This window comes from Streptomyces sp. NPDC043876 (assembly GCF_056435825.1).
Map to the genome: position 1 here is coordinate 260,601 of NZ_JBWKDV010000007.1, position 23,444 is coordinate 284,044.

The 23,444-nt window shown below is 72.5% G+C and carries 15 protein-coding genes, 1 tRNA gene and 2 pseudogenes; 10 read left to right on the top strand and 8 right to left on the bottom strand.

The genetic code is table 11. The features are described from left to right. Nucleotides 1–7: 7 nt before the first annotated feature. The 7 genes from hypE to AC0693_RS23020 form a co-directional block, all read right to left on the bottom strand. Entirely contained in the window at nt 8–1,033 is a 1,026-nt protein-coding gene (gene hypE, locus AC0693_RS22990) for a hydrogenase expression/formation protein HypE (protein ID WP_478802733.1), read from the bottom strand. 95 nt (nt 1,034–1,128) lie between these two features. After that, complete coding sequence (locus AC0693_RS22995; protein WP_478802734.1) at nt 1,129–1,713, bottom strand: cysteine hydrolase family protein; 585 nt, start codon at nt 1,711–1,713, stop codon at nt 1,129–1,131. 124 nt (nt 1,714–1,837) lie between these two features. Continuing rightward, nucleotides 1,838–3,235, bottom strand: a complete 1,398-nt coding sequence (locus tag AC0693_RS23000) for a condensation domain-containing protein (RefSeq protein WP_478802735.1) — start codon at nt 3,233–3,235, stop codon at nt 1,838–1,840. A 110-nt stretch (nt 3,236–3,345) separates the two neighbouring features. Then, the gene (locus tag AC0693_RS23005; RefSeq protein WP_478802736.1) at nt 3,346–6,033 is read right to left on the bottom strand and encodes a non-ribosomal peptide synthetase; all 2,688 of its coding nucleotides are present in this window, start codon (nt 6,031–6,033) and stop codon (nt 3,346–3,348) included. A gap of 203 nt (nt 6,034–6,236) precedes the next feature. After that, complete coding sequence (locus AC0693_RS23010) at nt 6,237–7,067, bottom strand: SDR family oxidoreductase (RefSeq protein WP_478802737.1); 831 nt, start codon at nt 7,065–7,067, stop codon at nt 6,237–6,239. After that, nucleotides 7,064–7,798: a thioesterase II family protein gene (locus AC0693_RS23015; RefSeq protein WP_478802738.1), complete on the bottom strand. Its 735-nt coding sequence runs from the start codon at nt 7,796–7,798 to the stop codon at nt 7,064–7,066. The genes AC0693_RS23010 and AC0693_RS23015 overlap by 4 nt, the downstream gene beginning before the upstream one ends. Nucleotides 7,799–7,826: 28 nt before the next feature. Next, nucleotides 7,827–9,503, bottom strand: coding sequence for a condensation domain-containing protein (locus tag AC0693_RS23020; RefSeq protein WP_478802739.1), 1,677 nt, complete (start codon nt 9,501–9,503; stop codon nt 7,827–7,829). 148 nt (nt 9,504–9,651) lie between these two features. Here AC0693_RS23020 and AC0693_RS23025 point away from each other — a divergent pair, with 148 nt between their 5' ends. From AC0693_RS23025 to AC0693_RS23065, 9 genes and pseudogenes are all read left to right on the top strand, one after another. After that, a complete protein-coding gene (locus AC0693_RS23025) occupies nt 9,652–10,596 on the top strand; it encodes a GNAT family N-acetyltransferase (RefSeq protein ID WP_478802740.1) in 945 nt (314 codons plus the stop codon). A 122-nt stretch (nt 10,597–10,718) separates the two neighbouring features. Next, nucleotides 10,719–11,459, top strand: a complete 741-nt coding sequence (locus tag AC0693_RS23030; protein ID WP_478802741.1) for a 2OG-Fe dioxygenase family protein — start codon at nt 10,719–10,721, stop codon at nt 11,457–11,459. Between the two features lie 87 nt (nt 11,460–11,546). Further along, nucleotides 11,547–13,004, top strand: a pseudogene (locus tag AC0693_RS23035) (condensation domain-containing protein); the annotation flags it as partial. 18 nt (nt 13,005–13,022) lie between these two features. After that, nucleotides 13,023–14,324 (top strand): annotated as a pseudogene (locus AC0693_RS23040) (amino acid adenylation domain-containing protein); the annotation flags it as partial. Nucleotides 14,325–14,336: 12 nt separating this feature from the next. Further along, the gene (locus AC0693_RS23045; RefSeq protein ID WP_478802836.1) at nt 14,337–14,951 is read left to right on the top strand and encodes a phosphopantetheine-binding protein; all 615 of its coding nucleotides are present in this window, start codon (nt 14,337–14,339) and stop codon (nt 14,949–14,951) included. Nucleotides 14,952–15,007: 56 nt separating this feature from the next. Then, nucleotides 15,008–18,706: an MFS transporter gene (locus tag AC0693_RS23050; protein WP_478802742.1), complete on the top strand. Its 3,699-nt coding sequence runs from the start codon at nt 15,008–15,010 to the stop codon at nt 18,704–18,706. Between the two features lie 142 nt (nt 18,707–18,848). Beyond that, entirely contained in the window at nt 18,849–20,288 is a 1,440-nt protein-coding gene (locus tag AC0693_RS23055) for an amino acid permease (RefSeq protein ID WP_478802837.1), read from the top strand. Nucleotides 20,289–20,319: 31 nt separating this feature from the next. After that, the gene (locus AC0693_RS23060) at nt 20,320–21,687 is read left to right on the top strand and encodes a glutamine synthetase family protein (RefSeq protein ID WP_478802743.1); all 1,368 of its coding nucleotides are present in this window, start codon (nt 20,320–20,322) and stop codon (nt 21,685–21,687) included. Between the two features lie 51 nt (nt 21,688–21,738). After that, the gene (locus AC0693_RS23065) at nt 21,739–22,524 is read left to right on the top strand and encodes a 3-oxoacyl-ACP reductase (RefSeq protein ID WP_478802744.1); all 786 of its coding nucleotides are present in this window, start codon (nt 21,739–21,741) and stop codon (nt 22,522–22,524) included. A gap of 93 nt (nt 22,525–22,617) precedes the next feature. Here AC0693_RS23065 and AC0693_RS23070 read toward each other — a convergent pair. Beyond that, nucleotides 22,618–22,690 (bottom strand) — tRNA-Ala (locus AC0693_RS23070). Between the two features lie 159 nt (nt 22,691–22,849). Between AC0693_RS23070 and AC0693_RS23075 the strand changes: the two genes are divergently transcribed. Further along, nucleotides 22,850–23,398 carry a helix-turn-helix domain-containing protein gene (locus tag AC0693_RS23075; RefSeq protein ID WP_356403119.1) on the top strand — a complete coding sequence of 183 codons (549 nt, stop codon included), beginning with the start codon at nt 22,850–22,852 and terminating at the stop codon, nt 23,396–23,398. Nucleotides 23,399–23,444: the final 46 nt, after the last annotated feature.

Consider the following 23,444-nt stretch of genomic DNA (forward strand, 5'->3'; position numbering starts at 1 on the left):
GCTCCGCTCAGCAGAGACGCGGAAGTTCCGCGCCCTGCAGTTCCTCGATCGTGTCGACCTTGCCGTCGGCGCCCGTCATCTCGACGCTCTGGTCGGCCCGGTCCGTGATCTCGCCGATGACGACGGCGTGCTTGCCGTACGGGTGGGCGTGCAGCGCGGCCAGGACCTCGTCCACCGCCTCGGGTGCGACGAAGAGGGCCAGACAGCCCTCGTTGGCGGCGTTGATCGGGTTGATGCCGAGCATGTCCGAGGCCATGCGGGTGGCGAACTCGATCGGCAGCGCCTCTTCCCGGATCGAGACGACCCGGCCGACCGCGGAGGAGTACTCGTGCAGGACGGCGTTGAGACCGCCGCGCGTGACGTCGCGCATCGAGTGCACCACCCCGCGCTCGATGAGCCCGTCGAGCTCCCCGATCATCCCGTTCAGCGGGGCGCAGTCGCTGAGGACGTTGGTCTCGAACCCCAGGCCCTCGCGGACGGACAGCAGGTGGACGGTGTGGTTGCCGATCGGCCCGCTGAGGATGATGCGGTCGCCGGGGCGGACCGAGGTCATGCGCAGCGGAGGGCGGTGGAAAATGCCGACGCCGGTGGTGTTGAGGAAGATCTTGTCCGCCTCGCCCTCGCCGACGACCTTGGTGTCACCGGCGACGATCTTGACGCCGGCCTCGATGGCGGTGTCCCGGACGGACTCCAGGACGCGGTGCAGGGTGGAGATCGGCAGGCCGGTCTCCAGGATCATCGCCAGCGTCAGGAACTCCGGCTTCGCGCCGACGACGGCGAGGTCGTTGACCGTGCCGCAGACGGCGATCTTGCCGATGTCGCCGTTTCCGAACAGCGGCGGGTCGACCACGAAGGAGTCGGTGGTCAGGGCGATGTGGCCGGCCGGAACCGGCAGCATCGCACTGTCTTCCATTTCGCCCGTGTAGACATCCCCGAGCACCTCCACCACGAAGTCGACCAGTTCCCGACTGAGTCGGGCACCGGTGCCGTGGTCAAGGACGATCTTCTGATCCAGCAAGGACTTCGTGCTCATTACAGTGAGCCGTCTCTTTCGGCTGTGGGTGGCCGGCACCACGGCGTACGGAACTGCCGCGTGCCGGTTTTCAGGAATTCCGGTTCAATTCCGGCTCACGGGGTCTGGACGACCTTGCGGGGCAGCTCGCCCTCGGTGTCGATCAGGCGCAGGATCTCGGCGGAGTCGACGACCGTGGCGCAGTAGCCGGCCAGCCAGTCCAGGGCGCGGACCTTGTCGGCCTCCTGGGCGGAGACGACGCAGTCGCTGGGGACGTAGACGTTGTAGCCGCGGAAGAAGGCGTCGGCGGCGGTGGTCTGCACGCAGATCTGGCCCTGCATGCCCGTGACCAGGACCGTGTCGACACCCAGCGCCTGCAGGCGCTCGTGCAGGTCGGTCTCGTAGAAGCCGCTGTCCTTGTTCTTCTCGACGAGGATGTCGGTGTCCTCGATGAACACCGGCAGGATCTCCGCGCCGTGGCTGCCCTTCTGCGAGGGGACGATGCCGTTGTGCAGCTCGACGTTCGGGTCGTCCGGCAGGTTGATCAGCTGGAGGTGCAGGACGTGGTGGCCGCGCTTGCGCATGTCGTGGAGGAAGCCGGAGAACGCCGGGGTGGCCGCGGTGACGGCGTCGATGCGCTCCTGGTTCTTGTGGACCATGTCGAACTGGAGGTCGTTGGTGAGGACCGCGATCTTGCTCATGTACATCTCCTGGAAAGTCGGGCAATGATTCCTCGCGGAGTTTCTCCACGAGGCGAATTCCATGGTCCGAAGAATGTCCCGGAAGCCATGGGGGAAGTAGTCGGGGAAACCCCCGACAGTGGGATCAGGTGAAAACCCGGTTCTGCGGCGACTCCGCCATTTCGGCAAGGAGGTCGTGGTATTCCCGCATCAGTTCCTCGATGCGGCCGGCCGTGAACTGCTCGGTGCGGTAGAGCACGATGCAGTGCGCGTGGCGGGCGTCGTACCGCAACCGGATGTTGAGGGGGCGCAGCACGTGCTGGCGCTCGGGCACGACCGGCTCCATGCGCAGGTTGCCGAGGGTGTCCGGGGTGTCGAACTCCTCCTCCGCGGTGAACTGCACGTGGAACAGCCGGCCGAGCAGCCCGGGGTCCGGCAGGTGCGGTTCGAGGAGGTGGGGTGGCAGGTCGTGGCGGGCGAAATCGGCCGCCGTGCCGGCCTTGACCTGGTCGAGCAGCGCGTGGAGGGTCGGATTGGCGCCGAGGCCGGTGCGGACGATCACGTCGTTGGAGAAGTCCGCGACGAGATCGCGCACGTCGCTGGTGTCCCGGAACGAGATGGGTGCCCGTACGCAGATGTCGCGCTGGCCGGAGCGGCGGGCGAGCAGCACCGTGAAGGCGGTGAGCCCCACCGTGTACAGCGTGGTGGCGTGCTCCTTGGCCAGCCGGCGCACCGCCGCGTACAGCTCGTCGGGCATGGGTACGTCGATCCCCGTGCCCCGCGTGGACGGGTTCGGCGGGAGCTCCAGGTCTGCCGGCAGCACCGCGGGCTCGGCGCCGGCGAGCCGCGCCACCCAGTAGTCCGTCAGCTCGGTGCCGCGCGGCCCCGCGAGCAGCTCGCGGTGCCAGGCGGCGAAGTCGGCGAACTGCACCCGCAGCGGGTCCAGTGGGGCGGGTACGCCCGCTCGTGCGGCGGTGTAGAAGGCTCCGAGGTCGCGCACGACGACCTCGACCGTGCGGGCGTCACCGATGATGTGATGCACCATCAGGAAGGCGATGTGGTCCTCCTCGCCGAGCCGGACCAGCGTCAGCCGGGCCAGCGGCCCGCGCTCCAGGTCGAAGGGCCGGTCGCCCTCCTGCCACACGAACGCGCCGAAGTCCTCGGCGGCGGCCGACTCGACCAGCTCCACGGGCAGCCGCAGGGCCGGCGCGATCACCTGGGTCAGGACGCCCCCCTCCACCCGCAGGCGGGTGCGCAGGGTTTCGTGGCGGGCCACGACGGCGTTCCAGGCCTCCTCCAGAGCCCCGGCGTCCAGTGCTCCGTACAGGCGCACGGCCGCCAGGATCGCGGGCGCCGGGCCGCTGCTCCCCGCCAGCGCCTCCCACATGCCCTCCTGTGTCACCGCTGCCCGCAAGCTCAGCTCCCCGGCCGGGCGCGGAAGCACCGGTATGCCCTGGGCCCCGGCACCCCGGCGGCGCATCAGCGCCGCTTCGAGGCGGGCCCGGACCGCGGGGTCCGTCCTGTCCACTCGTGTTCCCGTCATGCACCGATGGGATCAACCCGCGTGCACCGCAGGGCAGTCAGGAGGATCCCCTACCTGCTTCGGCCGCCCCTGCGGCACCCGCCCGCCACGGCGGCGCCGGTCGGCCCGGCTCACTGCCCGGCGGAGAGCCGCGCCAGCCCGGCAGGGGTGCGCAGCCGGTACACCTCGCGCACGCCGACGGCGAGGCCACGGTCCTTCAGGAGGCGCACGATCCGCAGGGCGAGCAGCGAGTTGCCGCCGAGGTGGAAGAAGTCCGCGTCGGGGCCCACTTCGGCGTGGAACAGTTCCCGCCACACCTCCAGTACGGATTCCAGCACCGGATCGGCGCCGCTCCGGGTCGCCTGCGCGGCCGGGAGTGCCTGCGTGCCACGGCCCGCCGCGGGCTTCGGGGCGGCCGGAGCCGTCACGGGTGCGGGGGCCTGCGGGGCGGGGAGCCGCGCCGTGTCCACCTTCCCGTTGACGGTCAGCGGCAGGCTCTCCACACGGGTCAGGGTCGTCGGCATCATGTACTCGGGCAGCACGCGCGCCGCGTGGCGCCGCACCTCCGCGGGGTCCGCGCCGTCGAGCACCGCGTACGCGTCGAGGCACACGTCCCCGGAGGCGTCGCGCCCCAGAACCACCGCGGCCGCGACGACGGCCTCGTGGGTGAGCAGGACGTTCCTGATCTCGCCCAGCTCGATGCGGTATCCGCGTACCTTCACCTGGTCGTCGAGGCGCCCCAGGTGCTCCAGGCGGCCGTCCGGCAGCAGGACGCCCAGGTCGGCGCTGAGGTAGAGCCGGCCCGCGCCGTCCGGGTCCGCGACGAAACGGCGGGACGTCAGGTCGGGCCGGTTCAGGTACTCCAGGGCCACGCCGTCGCCGGCCACCGCGATCTCGCCGGGCGAACCGGGCGGCAGCAGCCTGCCGCGGCCGTCCAGGATCCGCACGGACCAGCCGGGTATGGCCCTGCCCACCGAGCGGGAGGCGGCGAGCGCCTCGGTACGGGTGACGGTCTGCGCGGTGACGTGCACGGTCGTCTCGGTGATGCCGAACATGTTGACGACCCGGCACCGGGACTCCGGGTGCGCGTCGAACCAGGGCGTCAGCGAACGCGCGTCCAGCGGCTCCCCTCCGAAGACCACGAGGCGTACGTCCAGCGGGCTGTTCCGGGCTCCGCGCTCGAGTTCGAGGAGGCGGGCGAAGGCCGACGGCGTCTGGTTGAGGACGGTCACGCGCTCCTTGAGGAGCAGCTCGCGGAAGTCCTCCGGGGAGCGGCAGGTCCAGTACGGGACGACGACGAGCCTCCCCCCGGTGAGCAGGCAGCCCCAGATCTCCCACACCGAGAAGTCGAAGGCCGCCGAATGGAACCACGACCAGACGTCGCCGGGTCCGAAGCCGAAGTCGCTCTCGGTCGCGCTCAGCAGGTCCGACACGTTGCGGTGGGGGACGACCACGCCCTTGGGCTGTCCCGTGGAGCCCGAGGTGTAGATCACGTACGCGGGGTCGTCAGGTCCGGTGCCGCAGGCCGGCGGCTCCTGCGGCGCACCCTCGGCCAGCTCGTCCAGACGGTCCAGCGGTACGGCGGTGCACGCCGTGAACGGCGTCGCGTCCGCGTTTCCGGCGGTGACCAGGACGAGGGACAGCCCCGCGTCCCGCGCGATGTAGGTGAGCCGGTCGGCCGGGCTCGTGGGGTCGAGCGGTACGTACACGGCCCCCGCGGCCAGCACGGCGAGCAGGACGACGACCAGGTCGGAGCCCCGGTCGAGACAGACGCCGACCCGGTCCCCGGGTGCGACCCCGAGCTCCCGCAGGGCGTTGGCGAGCCGGCCCGCCCGCCGGGCGAGCCGGCCGTAGGTGACCGAGGTGTCGCCGTCGACCAGGGCGATCGCGTGCGGATCGGCGAAGGCGCGGCCGAGGACCTGCTCGTGGAGGGTCCCCGCGCGGCGGTGCCCGGCGCGCGGAGTGCTTCCCAGTTCCAGGATGCGGCGCCGTTCGGGGGCGGCGGTCACTTCCACACCCGCGAGCCGGCGGTCCTGGTCGCCGGAGGTCAGCTCCACCAGGGCGGTGGCCAGCTGGCGCACCAGGATCTCCGCCCGCCAGGCGGGGACGTCCTGCGGCCGGTACCAGGCGGTGGCCGTCCCCTCGGCGGCGTGCACGCTCACCGTCATGGCGTGCCGCGCGTCCAGCGGAGGCAGCCGGTGGGTCTGTCCTGCGGCTCGCGGAGCCCCGTCCACGCGCAGCGCGAAGCGGATCCCGCCGGTGTCGGGGGCGATGGCGCCGGGGTGGCGGGCGGCGCGGGCGCGGTACTCCGTGACCGTGCGGTCCTCGTCGTCCTCGTCCGGCAGGGCGGCCGTGTACCCCCCGGCCGCCCCCTCGACGTGCACGTCGAGCGCCGGGCGCTGTGCGGCGCAGGAGCGGGTGAGCACCAGGGCGAGCGCGGCGGCGAGGTCGGCGGTGAGGTCGGCGGCGGCCACGGCGTCCGGCAGCGCGACCGGGAGCGCGGCGAGCGAGCCGTCGGGCGGCAGCAGGGCGGCCGCGGTGCCCGGAGCGGGCGCGGCGCCGGCGTCCCCGAGCAGCGCGGCCGCGACCACGCCGAGACCGGGGCCGCCGGCCAGGACCACTTCGCGCACCCCGTCCTCGTACGCGAGGACGACGGCCCGCACCGCCGCGCCCGCGAGCGGAGCATGGAGCTCGGCGGCCCGGCGGCGCTCGGCGACCGGACCGTCCGACGGCCCGGTGACGGACTCCGTCCACAGCCGCACCGGCCCGCCCGCGACGGCCGCGGCCGCACCTTCGTCGAGGGCGGCGCCACCGGCCACCCGGTAAACGGCTCCATGATGGGACAGGCCGCGCCCTACGGCGCCTCCAGCACGCTCCGATGACACGTCACACTCCTGAAGAACCTGGAACTGGAAGGGGAAGGGGAAGAAGAACAAAGAGGGCGCGCGAGAAGGGGAGCGCCGCCCCGAAGGGTTCGGAACGGCCCGCCCCTGAACCCGGACGACGGACGGCGGACGGCACCTCAGCGGACGCTGTAGCCGCCGTCGACGGTGACAACGCTCCCGGTGGCCGACCGCGACTCGTCGGTGGCCAGCCACACCACGGCTCCGGCCACGTCCTCGGCCTCGACCAGGGCGTTGGTCGGCTGCTGGGTGATGAAGGCCTCCTCGTGCTCGGCCGCGTCGAGACCGATGCTGCGGCCGATCTCCGCGAGCATCCGGCCCTCACCGTGCACGGTGTCGCGCACGGAGCCCGGGCAGACCGCGTTGACCCGCACCCGGTAGGGCGCGTAGTCGAGGGCCGCCGCCCGGGTCAAGCCGATGAGGCCGTGCTTGGAGGCCACGTACCCGGCGAAGTTGCGGTAGCCGACCAGGCCCGCGGTGGAGGCGATGTTGACGATGGAGCCGGTGCGGCGCGCGGTCATGGCCGGACCGACCGCCTTGATCATGCGCCAGGGTGCGTTGAGGTTCGAGTCGATCATCACGGACCAGTCGGCCTCGTCGACCTCGTGCACGATCCGGCCCGAAGGCCCGGCGACGCCGGCGTTGTTGACGAGCACGTCCACCTGTCCGAAGCGGGCCACGGCCTCGGCGACGACCCGCTCGGCCTCGTCCGCCCGGCGCACGTCGGCCCGTACGGTCAGGGTTGCGGCCCCCCGCTCGCGGCACATCCGCGCCGTGTGCTCCAGCTGCGCGGCCGATGCCATCGGATAAGGAACCCGCGCCACCTCGGCGGCGATGTCGACGAGCACCAGGGACGCCTGCTCGCCGGCGAGCGCGAGTGCGCAGGCCCGCCCGATGCCCCGGCCCGCGCCCGTGACGATCGCGGTCTTTGCGGCCAGTCGGCCCGTCACCGGGCAGCTCCGGCCGCTCCGGCCGCCGTGGCGACCGTGGCAGCCGTGGACCCGGCCACCAGGTCGAGCAACGCGGCCCAGCCGTCGACCAGGTACATGTGGCCGCCGTCGAGCTCGGCGTAGTCGAACCCGGCGGTCGTGACCTCCCGCCACTCGTCGAGTTCGGCGGCCGACACCAGGTCGTCCCCCCGGCCGCGCACGGCCAGTACGGGGACGTCGAGCGGGGCGGTGGCGGTGTGCCGGTAGTTCTCGTGCATCGCCACATCGGTGCGGAGCACGGGCAGCAGCAGCTCCCGCAGCTCCGGCTCGTCCAAGGCCGGGTGGCGGTAGCCCGCGATCTCGGCGACGCCGGCCACGAACGCGTCGTCCGGCAGCCCGGTGACCCGGCCGGCCCGCGGGGTGCCGGGCCGGTTGGACCCGCTCACCACCAGGGTCAGCGCGATGGCGGGCGCCAGCTCGGACAGCCGCCGGACGGTCTCGTACGCCAGGAGCGCGCCGTAGCTGTGGCCGAAGACGGCCACCTGCTCGGCGCCGCCGATCTCGGCGAGCAGTTCCGGGACGATCCGGGCCATGAGGGAGTCGAGGTCGGTGCACTCCTCGTCCATGAGGCGGCGCTCACGGCCCGGCAGCTGTACGGGGACGACGCGCAGGTCGTTCCGGTGTCCGAGCCAGGGGTGGAAGAAGCTGGCGCCCGCCCCGGCGGGGGGGAAGCACAGTACGGGGGTGGACATTTCTCTCCAGGGTTCGTTCGGGGGCGGTTCACACGGCGGGAACGGCGGCGCCGGCCTCTTCGGCCTCTTCGGCCGCCAGCGCGTCGAGGAGGCGCCATGCCACTTCCTCGACGGTGAAGTTGGCGTACAGGTCACGGACCGCGAGGCCGATGCCGAATTCCTCGCGCAGCCGGGCGGTCAGCCGCACGGCGGCCAGCGACTGGCCGCCGAGGTCGAAGAAGTTGTCGTGCACCCCGACGCGTTCGCGTCCGAGCAGCTCGCCCCAGATCAGGGCCACTTCCTCTTCGAGCGGGGTGCGCGGCGCGAGATACGCGGCCGGGCCGGCGGCGGCCGCAGTCGCGGTCGGGACGCCGTCCACTGGGGTGGCCTGCACGGGTTGCGGCAGGCCCGGTGCCGCGGACAGCGGCAGCGCGGACGCCGCGGCCAGCCACTCCCAGGCCGCCAGCAGTGCGGCGCCGAGCCCGGCGACCGTGTCCGCGTCGAACAGGCCGCTGTCGTACTCCAGCACGCCGTGCAGCACGCCGTCGCCCGGCCGCAGGTCGAGAACGAGCGGGGCCTTGGCCGTGCCGATGCCGACCGGGAGCTGTTCCCACTCCAGGCCCGCCGGGCTCCAGCTCTCCTCCCGCGCGGACTGCAGCACCATCATCACCGAGTCCCCTGAGCCCCGTTCGCGCGCGGCGCCGGATGCGCGAGATACGTCGTCCGCGCCGAAGAGGTGCGCGGCCTGCTCGAAGGGCAGCTCCTCGTGGTCGTACGCACCGAGGCAGGTGTCGCGCACGCGGGAGAGCACCGTCCGTGCGTCCGGGTCCCCGGACAGGTCGGTACGCAGCAGCAGTGGATTGACGAAGTACCCGATGAGCTCTTCGAGTTCGGGGCGCGAGCGGCCGGAGACCGGGGAGAGCACGGTGACGTCGTCCTGTCCGCACCACCGGCCGAGGAGCACCTCGAAGCCGGCCAGCAGGATCATGAACAGGGTGGCGTCAGCCTCCCTGGCCGCCTCCTGGAGGCGGCCGAGCAGGGGAGCCGGGACCGTCAGCTCGTGCAGGGCGGCCGCCGACGGACCACTGGGCGCGCCCGACGGGCGGGGAAGGCCGAGGGGGGCCGCGCCCGCGAGCCGCCCGGACCAGTACTCCGTCAGCCGGCCGAGGTGGTCCCCGCTGAGCAGACCGCGCTGCCACACCGCGAAATCGGCGTACTGGACGGGCAGTTCGGGCAGTTCCAGAGGGCGGCCCGCGACTTCGGCCGCGTAATGCAGCAGCAGTTCGCGCAGGAGGATCCCGGAGGATTCGCCGTCGGTGATGATGTGGTGCATCACCAGGACCGCGATGTGGTGGTCCGCCGCGAGACGCAGCAGCCGCAGGCGCACCAGCGGTCCCGCAGCCAGATCGAACGGAGTTTCGATCTCCTGCTGGACGAGCGCCTCCACCTCCCCCGCGGCGGCCTCGGCCACGGTGACGGCCAGCGGTGCGACGGGGCCGATCACCTGGACCGGTGTCCCCCCGTCGAGCCGGAAGACCGTGCGCAGCGTCTCGTGCCGCGCGGCCACCGCGTTCAGCGCGGCTTCCAGGGCCGGGACGTCGAGCGGGCCGCGCAGCCGGACGGCCGCCACGACGTGGTAGGCCGAGCGGCCGGGGTCGATCTGGTGCTGCAGCCAGAGGCTCTGCTGGGCGAACGACGTGGTGATCGCCAGTGACTGCTCAGCCATCGGGAGTGGACCTCCTGGGTCGGACGTGGACCGGTCCGCTGCATCCTGCGCCCGCCCGCACCCGCGGCGGCAGTCGGGAAGACCCCTGACTGACCGGTGGCCGTGCTCGGTGACAGAGTTTCTGCACCCCACACTCCACGGAGGCACCATGCACTACCGTCCGACGACCGACAGCGACCTGGACGCGGTCCTGGCCTGGGAGGTGACGGAGCCCATCGCCTGGATCGACGCCGAGCGCCACCGCGAGGAGACGACGGCCCGGCAGTGCCGGCCGGAGTGGACGTGGGTCGCGGAGGAGGACGGCCGGATCCTCGCGCGCGCCCTGTGGTGGGGCCGCTCCGACAGCGAGCGCCCCATCACCCTGGACTGCCTGTCGGTGCACGGGTCCGTCGCCGATCCGGCCGCGCTCGCCGGCGAGCTGCTCACCGCCGCCCACAAGGCGTTCGCGGAGCAGGGGGCCGCCACCCCGCCCTCTTACAACATCATGCTTCCGCAGGACATCGGCGACGAGACGTCCCGCGCGGAGGCCGTCGCCTGGCGCGAGGAGGCCGCCCGCACCGCCGGGCTCAGCGAGCGGATTCAGCGCCTCCGCTTCGAATGGGCACCGGAGTCCGGGACCCCCGGCCCCTCGGACCGGCTCGTGTTCACCGCCGAGCCCGACGACGAGGCGTTCGTCGAGGTGTTCCGCCAGGTCGCGCGCGGCAGCCTGGACGGCGAGACCCTCTCCAACGTCGCCTCCATGGGCGAGGAGGGCGCCGCACGCGACGACCTCGAGTTCTACCTGGGCTGCCCGGGCAAGCGGGAGTGGTGGCGCCTCGCGCACACCCTGGACGGCACGCTCGCCGGCTTCGCCATCCCGTCCCGCACCCCGTACGGGCCGAACGTCGGCTACCTCGGCGTCGTCCCCGAACTGCGGGGCCGGCGGTACATCGACGACGTCCTCGGTGAGATCACCCGCTTCCACGCCGGTGAGGGCGCCCAGCGCATCACCGCCACGACGGACTCCACCAACGTACCCATGGCGAACGCCTTCCGCCGGGGCGGTTACCGCGTCAGCGAGATCCGGCTGATCCTGTCGGCTCCGGCCCTCTGACCTGCCCTGACGGGGCATGTCAGGGGTTCTCCCGACTGCTGCGGACCGGTGGGCACGGCCAGGATCGGAAGGGTTGAGGCACGGACGGTCCGTGCTCCCGATCCAGCGAGAGGCAGCCCACCGTGTCCGACCAGCCCACCCCGACCGCACTCACCGCAGCCGAGACCCGGGCGGCGCAGGACCTGTCCGGTACGGGCCACCACCTGCTGGCCGCAGCCCCGCTCTCCGAGCTCCTCGGCGCCACCGACGGGGACTGGGCACGCTTCGCCCGCCACTGGGACGACCTCGCGGTCGACGGGTACATGCGGGACAACGGCACGTACCGTTACCGGCGTTACGGACACTTCCACCTCGACGCCGCCACCGAGACGCTGACGGCCCTGCCGCACGGCCCCTACGAGCAGGACCTCACGACCAACCCGCTCAACGGCGGCCAGCAGCGCCACTTCGAACCGCTCACCGGGGAGTTCCTCGCCGATCCGCTGACCCGGGCCACGGTGCTCACCCTCGGCCGCGTCTTCAGCGCCGCCGAGGGCGTTACCTCGTGGGACGTCAAGCTGCACCCGTTCCGCATCGTCACCAGCCCCGGTCAGACCGGCAAGCCCGCCCCGCAGGGCCGGCACCGCGACGGCTCCACCTTCGTCACCTCGCTGCTCGTCGACCGCCGCAATGTCAGCGGCGGCGAGTCCTCCCTCTACAGCGACGACGGCACGCAGCTGCTCGCCGTGACCCTGGCCGAGCCGGGCGACCAGCTCCTCGTGGACGACCGCCGGGTGCTGCACGACGTCACCGCGCTACAGCCGGTGGATCCGGCGCTGCCGGCCCACCGCGACGTTCTGATCATCGACTTCGACCTGCTCTGACCGTCGTCCCCGACCCGTTCCGAGCCCCGCGCCCGGCCCCCGCCCCGGCCGCCCCGCCTCCCTCGACGCCCCAGGAGTAACCGACCGATGTCCGAGTTGAACCGCGCGCTCAGCGAGCTGTCACCCGAGCGGCGCGCCCTGCTGAACCGGCGGCTCGCCCAGGGACGGGCCCGGCAGGACGCCGTGCCCCGGCTGCCGCGCACGCCCGGCGTCAGCCGGCACCGCGCCTCCCAGGGGCAGGAACGGCTGTACTTCCAGCACGAGCTGGCCCCCGACGCCGTCACCTACCTGCTTCCCATCGTGCTGCGGCTGCGTGGCGACCTCGACGAAGAGGCCCTGCGCACGGCCCTGGAGACCGTCGTGCAGCGGCACGAGGCCCTGCGCACCGGCTTCGAGCTGACCCCCGACCAGGGCCTGACCCAGGTCGTCCGTGCCCCGGGAGAGGTCGCCGTCGACCTGGTGTCCCAGGATGCCGCCGCGGCCGACGTCGACGGCCTGGTGGCGTCGCTGACCACGCGCCCGTTCGACCTCGCAGCCGCTTCCCTGCTGCGCGCGGGACTCTGGCGGGTCGGCGTGGACGCCCAGGGGGTCCGCTCCTGGGTGTTCGCCCTGTGCGTCCACCACATCGTGGTCGACGGCTGGTCCCTCGGCGTACTGGTCGACGACCTCATGGAGGCGTACTCCGCCGCCGTCGGATCCCGGTCCGCCGATCTCCCGGAACTCCCCGTGCAATACGCCGACTTCGCCGCGTGGCAGCGCGAGCGGACCGAGGGCGAGGCCGCCGGTGAGCACCTCGCCTACTGGCAGCAGGTGCTCGAAGGGGCCCCGGAACTGCACCTGCCCTCCGACCGGTCCCGGCCCGCGGACCCCACGTACCGGGGCGGCGCCGTCCCGCTGTCCCTCTCCCCCGGTCTCACCGCCCGGCTCACGGAGCTGGGCCGGGCCGAGGGGACCACCCTGTTCAGCGTCCTGCTCGCCGCCTACGCGGTCGTCCTGCACCGCTGGTCCGGCCAGCGGGACCTGGTCGTCGGCGTCCCCGTCGCGGGCCGCTCCCGCCCCGAACTCGAACGCCTCGTGGGCTTCTTCGTCAACACCCTGCCGCTGCGCCTCGACGTGGACGGCGGCGCCTCCTTCCGCGACCTGCTGCGCCAGGCCGGCGAGCGCACCCTGGCCGGCATGAACCACCAGGACATCCCGTACGAGCGCATCGTGCAGGCCGCCGACGGCGAGCAGGCCACGGGTCGCCGCGGTGCGCTGCTGCACACCCTCCTCGCCCTGCGGAACGTGCCCTTCGGTGATCTGCGCCTTCCCGGAGTCCAGGTGGAGATCGCCGACACCACCAGCGCCGGTGCCGACCTCGACCTCACCGTCGAATTCTCCCCGACCCCCGACGGCGGCCTGTCCGGCTGGCTGGGCTACGCCCTCGACCTCTACGACCACGACACGGCCGCCCGGATCGGCGAAGCCGTCGAAGCCGTCCTCGCGGCGGTCGCCGCCGACGGCGGTACGGGCATCGACGAGCTTCCGGTGATGTCCGACGCCCAGCGTGACCGGTTGCGGGCCATGAGCGGACCCGCCGACGCCGCCTGCCCGCCCCGGCTGCTCACGGACTGGTTCGCCGAGCAGGTCGCCGCCACCCCCGACGCGGTGGCCGTCCTCGCCGACTCCGGAGACGACGCCGTCGCCTCCCCCTCCCTGACCTTCCGTGAACTGGACCTCGGGTCGAGCCGGCTGGCGCACTGGCTGCGCGACACGGGAGTGCGGACGGAGGACCGGGTGGGCCTGTGCCTGCCGCGCGGTCTCGACTTCATGGTGGCCCTGTTCGGCGTGTTCAAGGCCGGCGCGGTGTACGTCCCGCTGGAGCCGGACCACCCCGCCGACCGCCACGAGCAGCTGATCCGCGACGCCCGCACGGTCCGCGTGCTGACCCTCTCGGCGCTGGTCGGCCGAGTGCCGTCCGTCACGCTGCCCGGCCGGGACACCGCCGTGGAGACCGTCGCCGTGGACACCCTCGGCGCCGTCCTGGCCGACTGCCCCGCGGACCGGCCGGGCATCACGCTCACCCCGGACAACGCCGCCTACGTCCTCTACACCTCGGGCTCCACCGGTCGGCCCAAGGGCGTCGTCGTCACGCACCGCGCCATCTCCAACCGGGTGCGCGAGATGATCGACTCGCTGGGGTTCGGTCCGGCCGACACCGTCCTGCACAAGACGCCGATCACCGCCGACCCCTCCCTGTGGGAGATCCTGGTGCCACCGTTGAGCGGCGCCCGCCAGGTCATGGCCCTGCCCCGGCTGGGCACCGACGCCCACTACGTCCACGAGGTGCTGGTCCGCCACCGGGTCACCGCCACCGACTTCGTCCCCTCGACGCTTCGCCAGGTCGTCGCCCAGCCCGGTTTCGCCGAGGCCGCGCGCACCCTGCGCATCGCCCAGAGCGGCGGCGAGGAACTGACGGCGGAGCTCGCCGGCCGGTTCCTCGAACTCGCCCCGCACACCGACCTCTACAACTGCTACGGCCCCACCGAGTCCACCATCGACGTGGCCATGCACCGGGTACCGGTTCCGGTCCCCCACCCCGTGCCGATCGGCTCGCCCATCGCCGGAGTGAAGCTGTACGTCCTCGACGAGCTCGGCCGCCTCCAGCCGATCGGCGTTCCCGGCGAACTCCTCATCGGAGGCGTCCAGCTGGCCCGCGGCTACCTCGGCCGGCCGGGACAGACCGCCGAACGCTACGTCCCGCACCCTTTCGCACACGGCGAGCGCCTCTACCGCACCGGCGACCGGGCCCGCTGGAAGGCCGACGGCACCCTGGAGTTCCTCGGCCGCCTCGACCACCAGGTCAAGATCCGCGGCTACCGCGTCGAGCCCGCCGAGGTGGAGACCGCGCTGCGCACCCACCCGGCGGTCGCCGAGGCCACCGTCCTGGCGCTCCCCGACCGGCAGGGCGACCTCGCTCTGGCCGCGTACGTCACGGCCGCCCAGAACGCGACCGTACCGGGTGCGGACACGCTGCGCCGCCACCTGGGCCGGATCGTCCCGACCCCGATGATCCCCTCCTCGTTCACCGTGCTCGACACCTTCCCGCTCACCCCGAACGGCAAGGTCGACCGCGCGGCGCTCCCGCTGCCGAATCCGGCCGGGCCGGCCACCGGCGCCGAGCGCGTGGCACCGTCGGACGACGTCCAGCGGGTGCTCGCGGGCATCTGGGAGCAGGCGCTCGGCGTCCCCGGGATCGGCGTCCACGACGACTTCTTCAGCCTGGGCGGCCACTCGCTGCTCGCGACGCTGGTCGTCTCCAACATCCGCCGGCTGTTCCGCATCGAACTGCCCCTGCACTTCTTCATCGAAGCGCCGACCGTGGCGGCCCTCGCGGGTCTGGTCCGTGCGCAGGGCGCGGCGTCCGGCCTCGACGTCGAGCGGGTCGCCGGTCTCGTCCTGCAGGTCCGGCAGATGTCCGCCGCGGAGGTCGACGCGGGCCTGCGCTCCTGACCCCTGCCGTCCGGCAGGCCCGTACGAGAACCACCACGCAACAGAAGGGAAGGCCCGTGGCAACCGGAACCGTGACGCCAGAGGCCACGGCCAAAAAGGGATTCGCCGACGGCTTCCGCCGCCTGTGGAGCGCGACCACGCTCTCCGGACTCGGCGACGGCATCAGGATCACCGCGTTCGCGGTCTTCGCCGCCACGCTCACCGACGACCCGTTCCAGGTGGCGCTCGTGACGGTGGCCTCGCGGCTTCCGTGGCTGATCGTGGGTCCGTTCGCCGGGACGCTGGCCGACATGGTCGACCGGTGGCGGGCCCTGTGGATCTGCGACGTGGCACGGGCCGCCGTCATCGGCCTGTTCGCGCTGCTGGTGTTCACCGGCAACGTCTCCGTCGCGGTCCTGGCCGTCACGGCCTTCGTCCTCAGCTCGATCGAGACGCTCGCGGAGAACCTGTCGCAGGCGGTGGTGCCCGATGTGACGGGCACCGCCTCGCTGGACTCCGCCAACAGCCGGCTGATGGGCGGACAGTTCGTCACCACGGAGTTCCTCGGGGCGCCCCTGGGAGCGTTCCTGTTCTCCACCTCGCACGTGCTGCCGTTCACCCTGGACATGGTCTCCTTCGGCCTCTCGGCGCTGCTGATCCTCTCGATCCGCCGGCCCGCGGCAGGGACAACCCGCGCCGTTCCCGCCGCCCCGGCCGAACGGATGACGCCGCGCCTGCTGCGCGAGCAGACCGCCATGGGCATCCGCTGGCTGCGCGGCAACCACGCGCTGCGCACCGTCTGCGTGCTGATCGGCACCCTGAACTTCTCGATCCTGGCCGTGCTGTCCATCGCCGTCCTGTACGCCCTGGACACCCTGGGGATCGGCGCGAACTCGTACGGCCTGCTCATGGTCCTGGTCGCCGTCGGCGGTCTGGTCGGCCTGCTCGTCGCACCGCTCGTGGTGAAGCGGATCGGCCGCGGCCGCACCCTCCACCTGGCGTTCGCGCTGTGCCCGCCGGCATTCCTGGTCCCCGGCCTGACGAACAACCCGTTCCTCGCGGCCGGGGCGCTGAGCCTGGTCGGCGCCGCCATCTCCCTGGCGAACGTCGTCACCATCTCGCTGCGCCAGGTCCTCGTCCCCACGGAGCTCTTCGGCCGGGTCAACGGCGCCTACCGGCTCGTCGTCAACGGGGTGTCCCCGGTCGGCGGCCTGGTCGGCGGCACGGTGGCCGCCCACTTCGGCCTGCGGGCACCGTTCCTGATGTCCGCGGCCCTGATGGCCGCCTCCACCGCGGCGGCACTGATCATGCTGCCGCCGAGGAGCCTGGACACCGAGGAGCCGCAGGCAGAAACGAAGCCCGGGCCCGCACCTTCGACCGATCCCGAACCTTCGACCGATCCTGAACCTGCGCCTGCGCCCGCACCTGCGGCCCGGCCCGAACCCGAGACCTCCCGCCCCATCGCCCGGCGCCGTCTTGCCCGATCGCTGGTGGCCGCCACGGCCACCATCGCCGCCGCGGCCAGTGCCTGGACCACCCTGTCCGGGCCCGCTCCGCTCCCCGCCGACGCCCCCGCCACCGCCTTCTCCGCCGACCGCGCCCACGCGAAGCTCGCCGGTCTTTCCGACGCCCCGCACCCCGTCGGCACCCCCGAACACGACCGGGTCCGCGACCGGATCACCGCCGAACTCCGTTCCCTCGGGCTCACCCCCCGCGTGGACGGCGCCGTGAGCACCGACACCGGCTCCGGAGCCGCCCTCTCCGCCCGCGTGAGCAACATCAGCGCCACCCTGTCCGGCCGGGAGTCCACCGGCCACGTGATCCTCGTGGCGCACTACGACTCGGTCGAGACCGGTCCCGGCGCCTCCGACGACGGCCTCGGAGTGTCCTCGCTGCTGGAGTCCGCCCGCGCGCTGACCTCGGGGCCGGCCGCCCGCAACGACATCACCTTCCTCTTCACCGACGGCGAGGAGCCGGGCCTGATGGGCGCCCGGGCCTTCACCGCCGCCGGCATCACCGACCCCGCGCGCACCGTGGTGCTCAACCTGGAGGCGCGCGGCACGTCCGGACGCGCGGTGATGTTCGAGACGGGCGCGCACAACAGCGCCCTGATCCCCTCGCTGGCCGCCCGGCCCCCCGTCGCCACCTCGTTCTCGTACGAGATCTACCGCCTCCTGGCGCAGGACACCGATCTCTCCGAACTGCGCCGCACCGGCCTCACCGGTCTCAACTTCGCCGTGGTCGGCAGCTCCGCGAACTACCACACCCCGCAGGACAACCTGGCGAACGTCGACCGCTCCAGCCTGCAGGACATGGGCTCCGCGGCGCTGTCCGCCACCCGCCATCTCGCCGCGAGCGACCTCGCGCAGGTCGCCGGGCAGTCCGACGCCACGTACGTCACGCTCTTCGGCGTCCTGCTCCACTACCCGGTCTCCCTGGTCCTGCCGCTCGCCGGCCTCGCCGCACTCGGCTTCGCCGCGGCCCTGTGGTTCGCCCGCGGGCGCCGCGCCGTACGGCTGCGGGCCGTCGGGGTGACGGCCGGCACGCTGCCGCTGCCGCTGATCGGCGCGGCCGCCGCCGGCTGGCTCGGCTGGGAGCTCCTCACCCTGCTCCGCCCGGACTACCGGGGGTTCATGCTGGGCGACCCGTACCGCCCCGAGCTGCCCGCACTCGGCCTGACCGCCGTCGCCGTGGTCCTGACCTGGGCCTGGACGGCGTTCCTGCGACGGAGCGGCGCCAGCGGCGCACCGCGTACCGTCCTCGAACTCGCCGCCGGTGTCACGGGGGTCCTGACGCTGCTCGCCGTGGTCACCGCGCTGGTCTTCCCCGGCGCCTCCTACCTCTTCGCCTGGCCGGCCCTGACCGGTGCGGCGGGCTTGGCGGCCGCGGCCCGGCTGCCCCGCCGCTCCCCGTGGCACGGCGCCTGCGCGGCGCTCGCCGCGGTCCCCGCCGCGGCCCTCCTCACCCCCATCGTGCTCATGCTCTTCACCACCGTCGGTCTCGTGTACGCCTCGGTCCCGCTGGCCGTCGTCGTCCTGGTGGCGGCGCCGCTGGCCGTACCGGCGACGCCGGTCCTGCCGCGCCTGCGCATCCTGGCCGTGTGCTGCGCGCTGTCCCTCCTGGGCACCGGCCTCCTGGTCACCGGAGCGGTCACGGACCGGACCGACGCGGGCCGTCCGTCCCAGGTGAGCCTGATGTACGCGCTGGACGCCGACACGGGCACCGCCCGCTGGATCAGCGACGGCAGGAACCCCGACGCCTGGGTCGCCGGCCACGCCACCGCGGAGGCCTCGGACCTCACCCGTTCCTTCCCCCCGCTGACCGCGGCCGACAGCCGCCGGGCGGGCCCGGCCCCGGCGGTGCCCGTACCGCTGCCGACCCTGACGGTCCGCGAGGACCGGCAGGCGGACGGCGTCCGCACGCTCACCCTGCACCTGGGCTCGGAGGGCGGCACCCCCACCCAGCTGATGCTGTACGCGGACACCGGCCGGACCACCGTTCTCGGAGCCCTGCACGGCACGGCGTACCTGCCCGGCGGCCGCAACCGCGCCCCCGGAGCGGGCGCGTGGGGCTGGGGCTTCATCATGGCCGCGCCCGGCACCGAAGGCACCGACATCACCCTGCGGGTGAGCGGCGGCGGACCCCTCCCCCTGCGGGCCGTGGCCCAGACCCCGACCCTGCCCGCCGGGGCCCTGCGCTCCCCCCGCCCGGCGGCGGTGACCTGGTCCGGCGAGGCGTCCGGCCACACCCTCGCCACCCGCGCGTACACCCTCTGAGCCCCCGCAGACCGAGGATCCGACGATGAAGACGACCCCGCACACCAATCCGCCCGCGGCCCCGCGCACGGCCCCGCACACCACCGGGGACGACGAGCGCCGTCTGCACGAACTGGGCTACACCCAGGAGCTCCGGCGCAGGATGACGGCGTTCTCCAACTTCGGCGTCTCCTTCACCATCATCTCGGTTCTGTCCGGCTGCCTGACCCTGTACGGCTTCGGCATGCGGACCGGCGGCCCCGCCGTCATCGTGTGGGGCTGGCCGGTGGTCGGTCTGATGACGCTCTTCGTCGGCCTGGCCATGGCCGAGGTCTGCTCCGGCTATCCGACGGCGGGCGGCCTGTACTACTGGTCGGCCAAGCTCGCCCGGCGCAACAAGGCCGCGTGGGCCTGGTTCACCGGCTGGTTCAACTTCCTCGGCCAGGTCGCCGTCACCGCCGGAGTGGACTTCGGCGCTGCCACCTTCCTGAACGCGCTGCTCGAACTCCAGGGCTGGTGGACCGTCTCCATCGGGCACACCGTGGTCCTCTTCGGCGTGATCCTGCTGGCTCACGGCCTGCTCAACCAGTTCGGGGTCCGGCTGCTCCCGCTGCTCAGCGGCATCAGCGTCTGGTGGCACATCGGAGGTGTCCTGCTGATCGTCGGCGTCCTCGCCGGCGCGCCGGAGCACCACCAGTCGGCCGGATTCGTCTTCGGCCACTTCGCCAACGGCACCGGCTTCGGGGCGCAGGCCTACGTCGCCGCACTCGGTCTGCTGCTCGCCCAGTACACGTTCACCGGTTACGACGCCTCCGCGCACATGACCGAGGAGACCCACGACGCGGCCCGCTCGGGTCCCAGGAGCATCGCGATGTCCATCGCCGTGTCGCTGCTCGTCGGCTGGGTGCTGCTCATCGGCCTGACCTACGCCGTTCAGGACTACGCCTCCGAGGCGGGGGCCGCGGTGCCGCCCGCGCAGATCTTCCTGGACGCCGTCGGGCTGACCACCGCCAAGCTGCTGCTGCTCGTCGTCGTGGGCGCCCAGTTCTTCTGCGGGATGTCGTCCGTGACCGCCAACTCCCGGATGATCTATGCCTTCTCCCGGGACGGCGCACTGCCCCTCTCCTTCTTGTGGCACAAGATCAACCGGCGCACCCAAACCCCCACGAACGCCGTCTGGCTCGCGGTCGGCGGTGCGTTCCTGCTCGGCCTCCCCGCCCTGTGGAACCTCACCGCCTACGGCGCAGTCACCTCGATCGCCGTGATCGGTCTCTACATCGCGTACGCCATCCCCACCTTCCTGCGGCTCCGCAGGGGCGCGGACTTCGAGCGCGGGCCCTGGCACCTGGGCCGCTGGAGCCGCCCGGTCGGCTTCGTCGCGGTGGCCTGGGTCGGCTGCGTGACCGTCCTCTTCGTCCTGCCCCAGTCCTCGCCGATCAGCTGGGAGACCTTCAACTACGCCCCGGTGGCCGTCCTGGCCGTACTGGGCTTCGCGGGAGCGTGGTGGCTGATCTCGGCCCGCCACTGGTTCACCGGCCCGCGGGTCCAGGGCACCCCGGAGGAACTCGCCGCCCTCGAAGCCGAACTCGCCCTCGCCGGCTGACCGCCGCCCCCATCGATCCGTGGAGAACGACATGACGAAGCGCAAGGGCATGCTCACCCTCGACCGGCTCCGCGAGCGGGTGGCGGCCGGGGAGACCGACACGGTCGTCCTCGCCTTCACCGACATGCAGGGCCGCCTCCAGGGCAAGCGGCTGTCCGCGGAGTACTTCCTCGACGAGGTCGCCGAGGCCCACACCGAGGGCTGCAACTACCTGCTGGCCGTGGATGTGGAGATGGACCCCGCCGACGGCTACGCCATGTCGTCGTGGGACCGCGGGTACGGGGACTTCGTCCTCGTACCCGACCTGTCGACCCTGCGGATGCTGCCCTGGCACGAGGGCTCCGTACTCGTCCTCGCCGACCTGCGCTGGGAGGGCGGCCGGCCCGTCTCCGCCTCGCCCCGCCAGATCCTCCGGGTCCAGACCGACCGCCTCGCCGCCCGCGGCCTGCGGGCGATGGTCGGCACCGAGCTCGAATTCATCCTCTACAAGGACACCTACGAGGAGGCGTGGCGCAAGGACTACCGGGACCTGGAGCCGGCCGGCCACTACAACGTGGACTACTCGGTCCTCGGCACCTCCCCGGCCGAGCCGCTGCTGCGCCGCATCCGTACGTCGATGACGGGCGCCGGAATGTACGTGGAGTCCGCGAAGGGCGAGTGCAATCTGGGCCAGCACGAGATCGTCTTCCGGTACGACGAGGCCCTGTCCACCTGCGACAACCACACCGTCTACAAGACGGGTGCGAAGGAGATCGCCGGACAGGAGGGCAAGAGCCTCACCTTCATGGCCAAGCCGAATGCGCGCGAGGGCAACTCCTGCCACGTCCACATTTCCCTGCGCGCCGACGACGGCACTCCCGTGATGGCCGGCGACGGCCCCGGGGGCCTGTCGCGGCTCGGCCAGCACTTCCTGGCCGGCCAGCTGGCGGCGCTGCGCGAGCTGACGCTCTTCCACGCGCCGAACATCAACTCCTACAAGCGCTTCGTTCCCGGCAGCTTCGCCCCCACCACCGTCAAGTGGGGTGTGGACAACCGGACCTGCGCCCTGCGCCTGGTGGGCCACGGCCCGTCCCTGCGGGTGGAGAACCGGCTCCCGGGCGGCGACGTGAACCCGTACCTCGCCGTGGCCGCCCTCATCGCCGCGGGCCTGGACGGCATCGACCGGGAGCTCCCGCTGGAGCCCGCCTTCGACGGAAACGCCTACGCCGCCACGGACGCGCCGGCCGCCCCGCGCGACCTGCGGGAGGCACTGGCGCTGTGGGAGAACAGCGCGCTGGCCACCCGGGTCTTCGGCCCGGAGGTGGTGGCCCACTACGCCCACCACGCCCGCAACGAACTGGCTGCCTACGACAGCGCGGTCACCGACTGGGAACTGCGCCGCGGCTTCGAACGCCTCTGATCCACCCCTCCACCCGCTCCCCTCCCTCCCACGTACGAACGGACACACCCCATGACCATGAACACAGCACACCGCCTGCGGCTCCAGGACCGGGTCGCGGTGGTGACGGGAGCGGGCAGCGGCATCGGCCTCGCCACCGTCCGCCGCCTCGCCGACGAGGGCGCGAAGATCGTCGTCGCCGACGTGGACCCGGTCACCGGCCAGGCCGCTGCCGACGAAACGGGCGGCCTGTTCGTACGGACGGACGTCACCGACGAGGCCGCGGTCCGTCACCTGTACGAGGAGGCCCACCGGACGTACGGCCGCATCGACGTCGCCTTCAACAACGCGGGCATCTCGCCCCCGGAGGACGACTCGATCCTCACGACCGGCCTGGACGCCTGGCGCCGCGTCCAGGAGGTCAACCTCACGTCGATCTTCCTGTGCTGCAAGTACGTGATCCCTTACATGCAGCGACAGGGCAAGGGTTCCATCATCAATACGGCGTCGTTCGTCGCGCTGATGGGGGCGGCGACCTCGCAGATCTCCTACACCGCGTCCAAGGGCGGCGTCCTCGCCATGACCCGCGAGCTGGGCGTCCAGTTCGCCCGTGAGGGCATCCGCGTCAACGCTCTGTGCCCGGGCCCGGTCAACACTCCCCTCCTTCGGGAGCTGTTCGCCAAGGACCCGGAACGCGCCGCCCGCCGCCTGGTCCACATCCCCACGGGCCGCTTCGCCGAGCCCGAGGAGATCGCCGCCGCGGCGGCCTTCCTCGCCAGCGACGACTCGTCCTTCATCACCGCATCGGACTTCCTCGTGGACGGCGGCATCGCGGGGGCCTACGTCACCCCGGAATAGGGCGGCTGCGCCCGCCGGTCCTCCCGACTCGGAAACGGACAAAAAAAGACCCCCTTGACTGCGTATCCGCAGGTCAAGGGGGTCCTCACGAAGTGGAGCCTAGGAGATTCGAACTCCTGACATCTGCCTTGCAAAGGCAGCGCTCTACCAACTGAGCTAAGGCCCCGGGAACGGACGTGGCTGTCCCCTCGAAAGGAGCAGCCGTTCCGCAGACCAGAGTACCGGGTGTACCCCCGTATCCCGCAAAATGATAGGGACTCCCGCCCCGCGACCACTCTCCGTAAGATGCACGCGAGGTTCGCACCAGCGAAGGGGAGTAGTAAGAGTGGACGCAGTACAGCAAGAGGCAACCGCCAGAGCCCGGGAACTTCAGCGCAGTTGGTACGGGGAGCCCCTCGGAGCGCTCTTCCGTCGGCTCATAGATGACCTCGGCTTGAACCAGGCCCGCCTCGCTGCCGTCCTCGGTCTGTCGGCGCCCATGCTGTCCCAGCTGATGAGCGGTCAGCGCGCCAAGATCGGGAACCCGGCCGTGGTGCAGCGCGTCCAGGCCCTCCAGGATCTCGCGGGCCAGGTGGCCGACGGCAGCGTCAGCGCGGCGGAGGCCACCGACCGGATGGACGAGATCAAGAAGACCCAGGGAGGCTCGGTCCTCAGCAACAGCGGTCAGACCGCGACCGGTTCGGGAGCCCCGACGGTCAAGCGGGTCGTCCGCGAGATCCAGTCGCTGCTGCGGTCGGTCTCCGCGGCCGGCGACATCATCGACGCGGCGGACACCCTCGCTCCCAGCCACCCGGAACTGGCAGAGTTCCTCCGGGTGTACGGAGCCGGACGCACGGCCGACGCCGTCGCCCACTACGAGGCGCACCAGAACTGAGACGCGCCCACGAGGAACCGACGGGCTGACGGATGACGGGGGGACG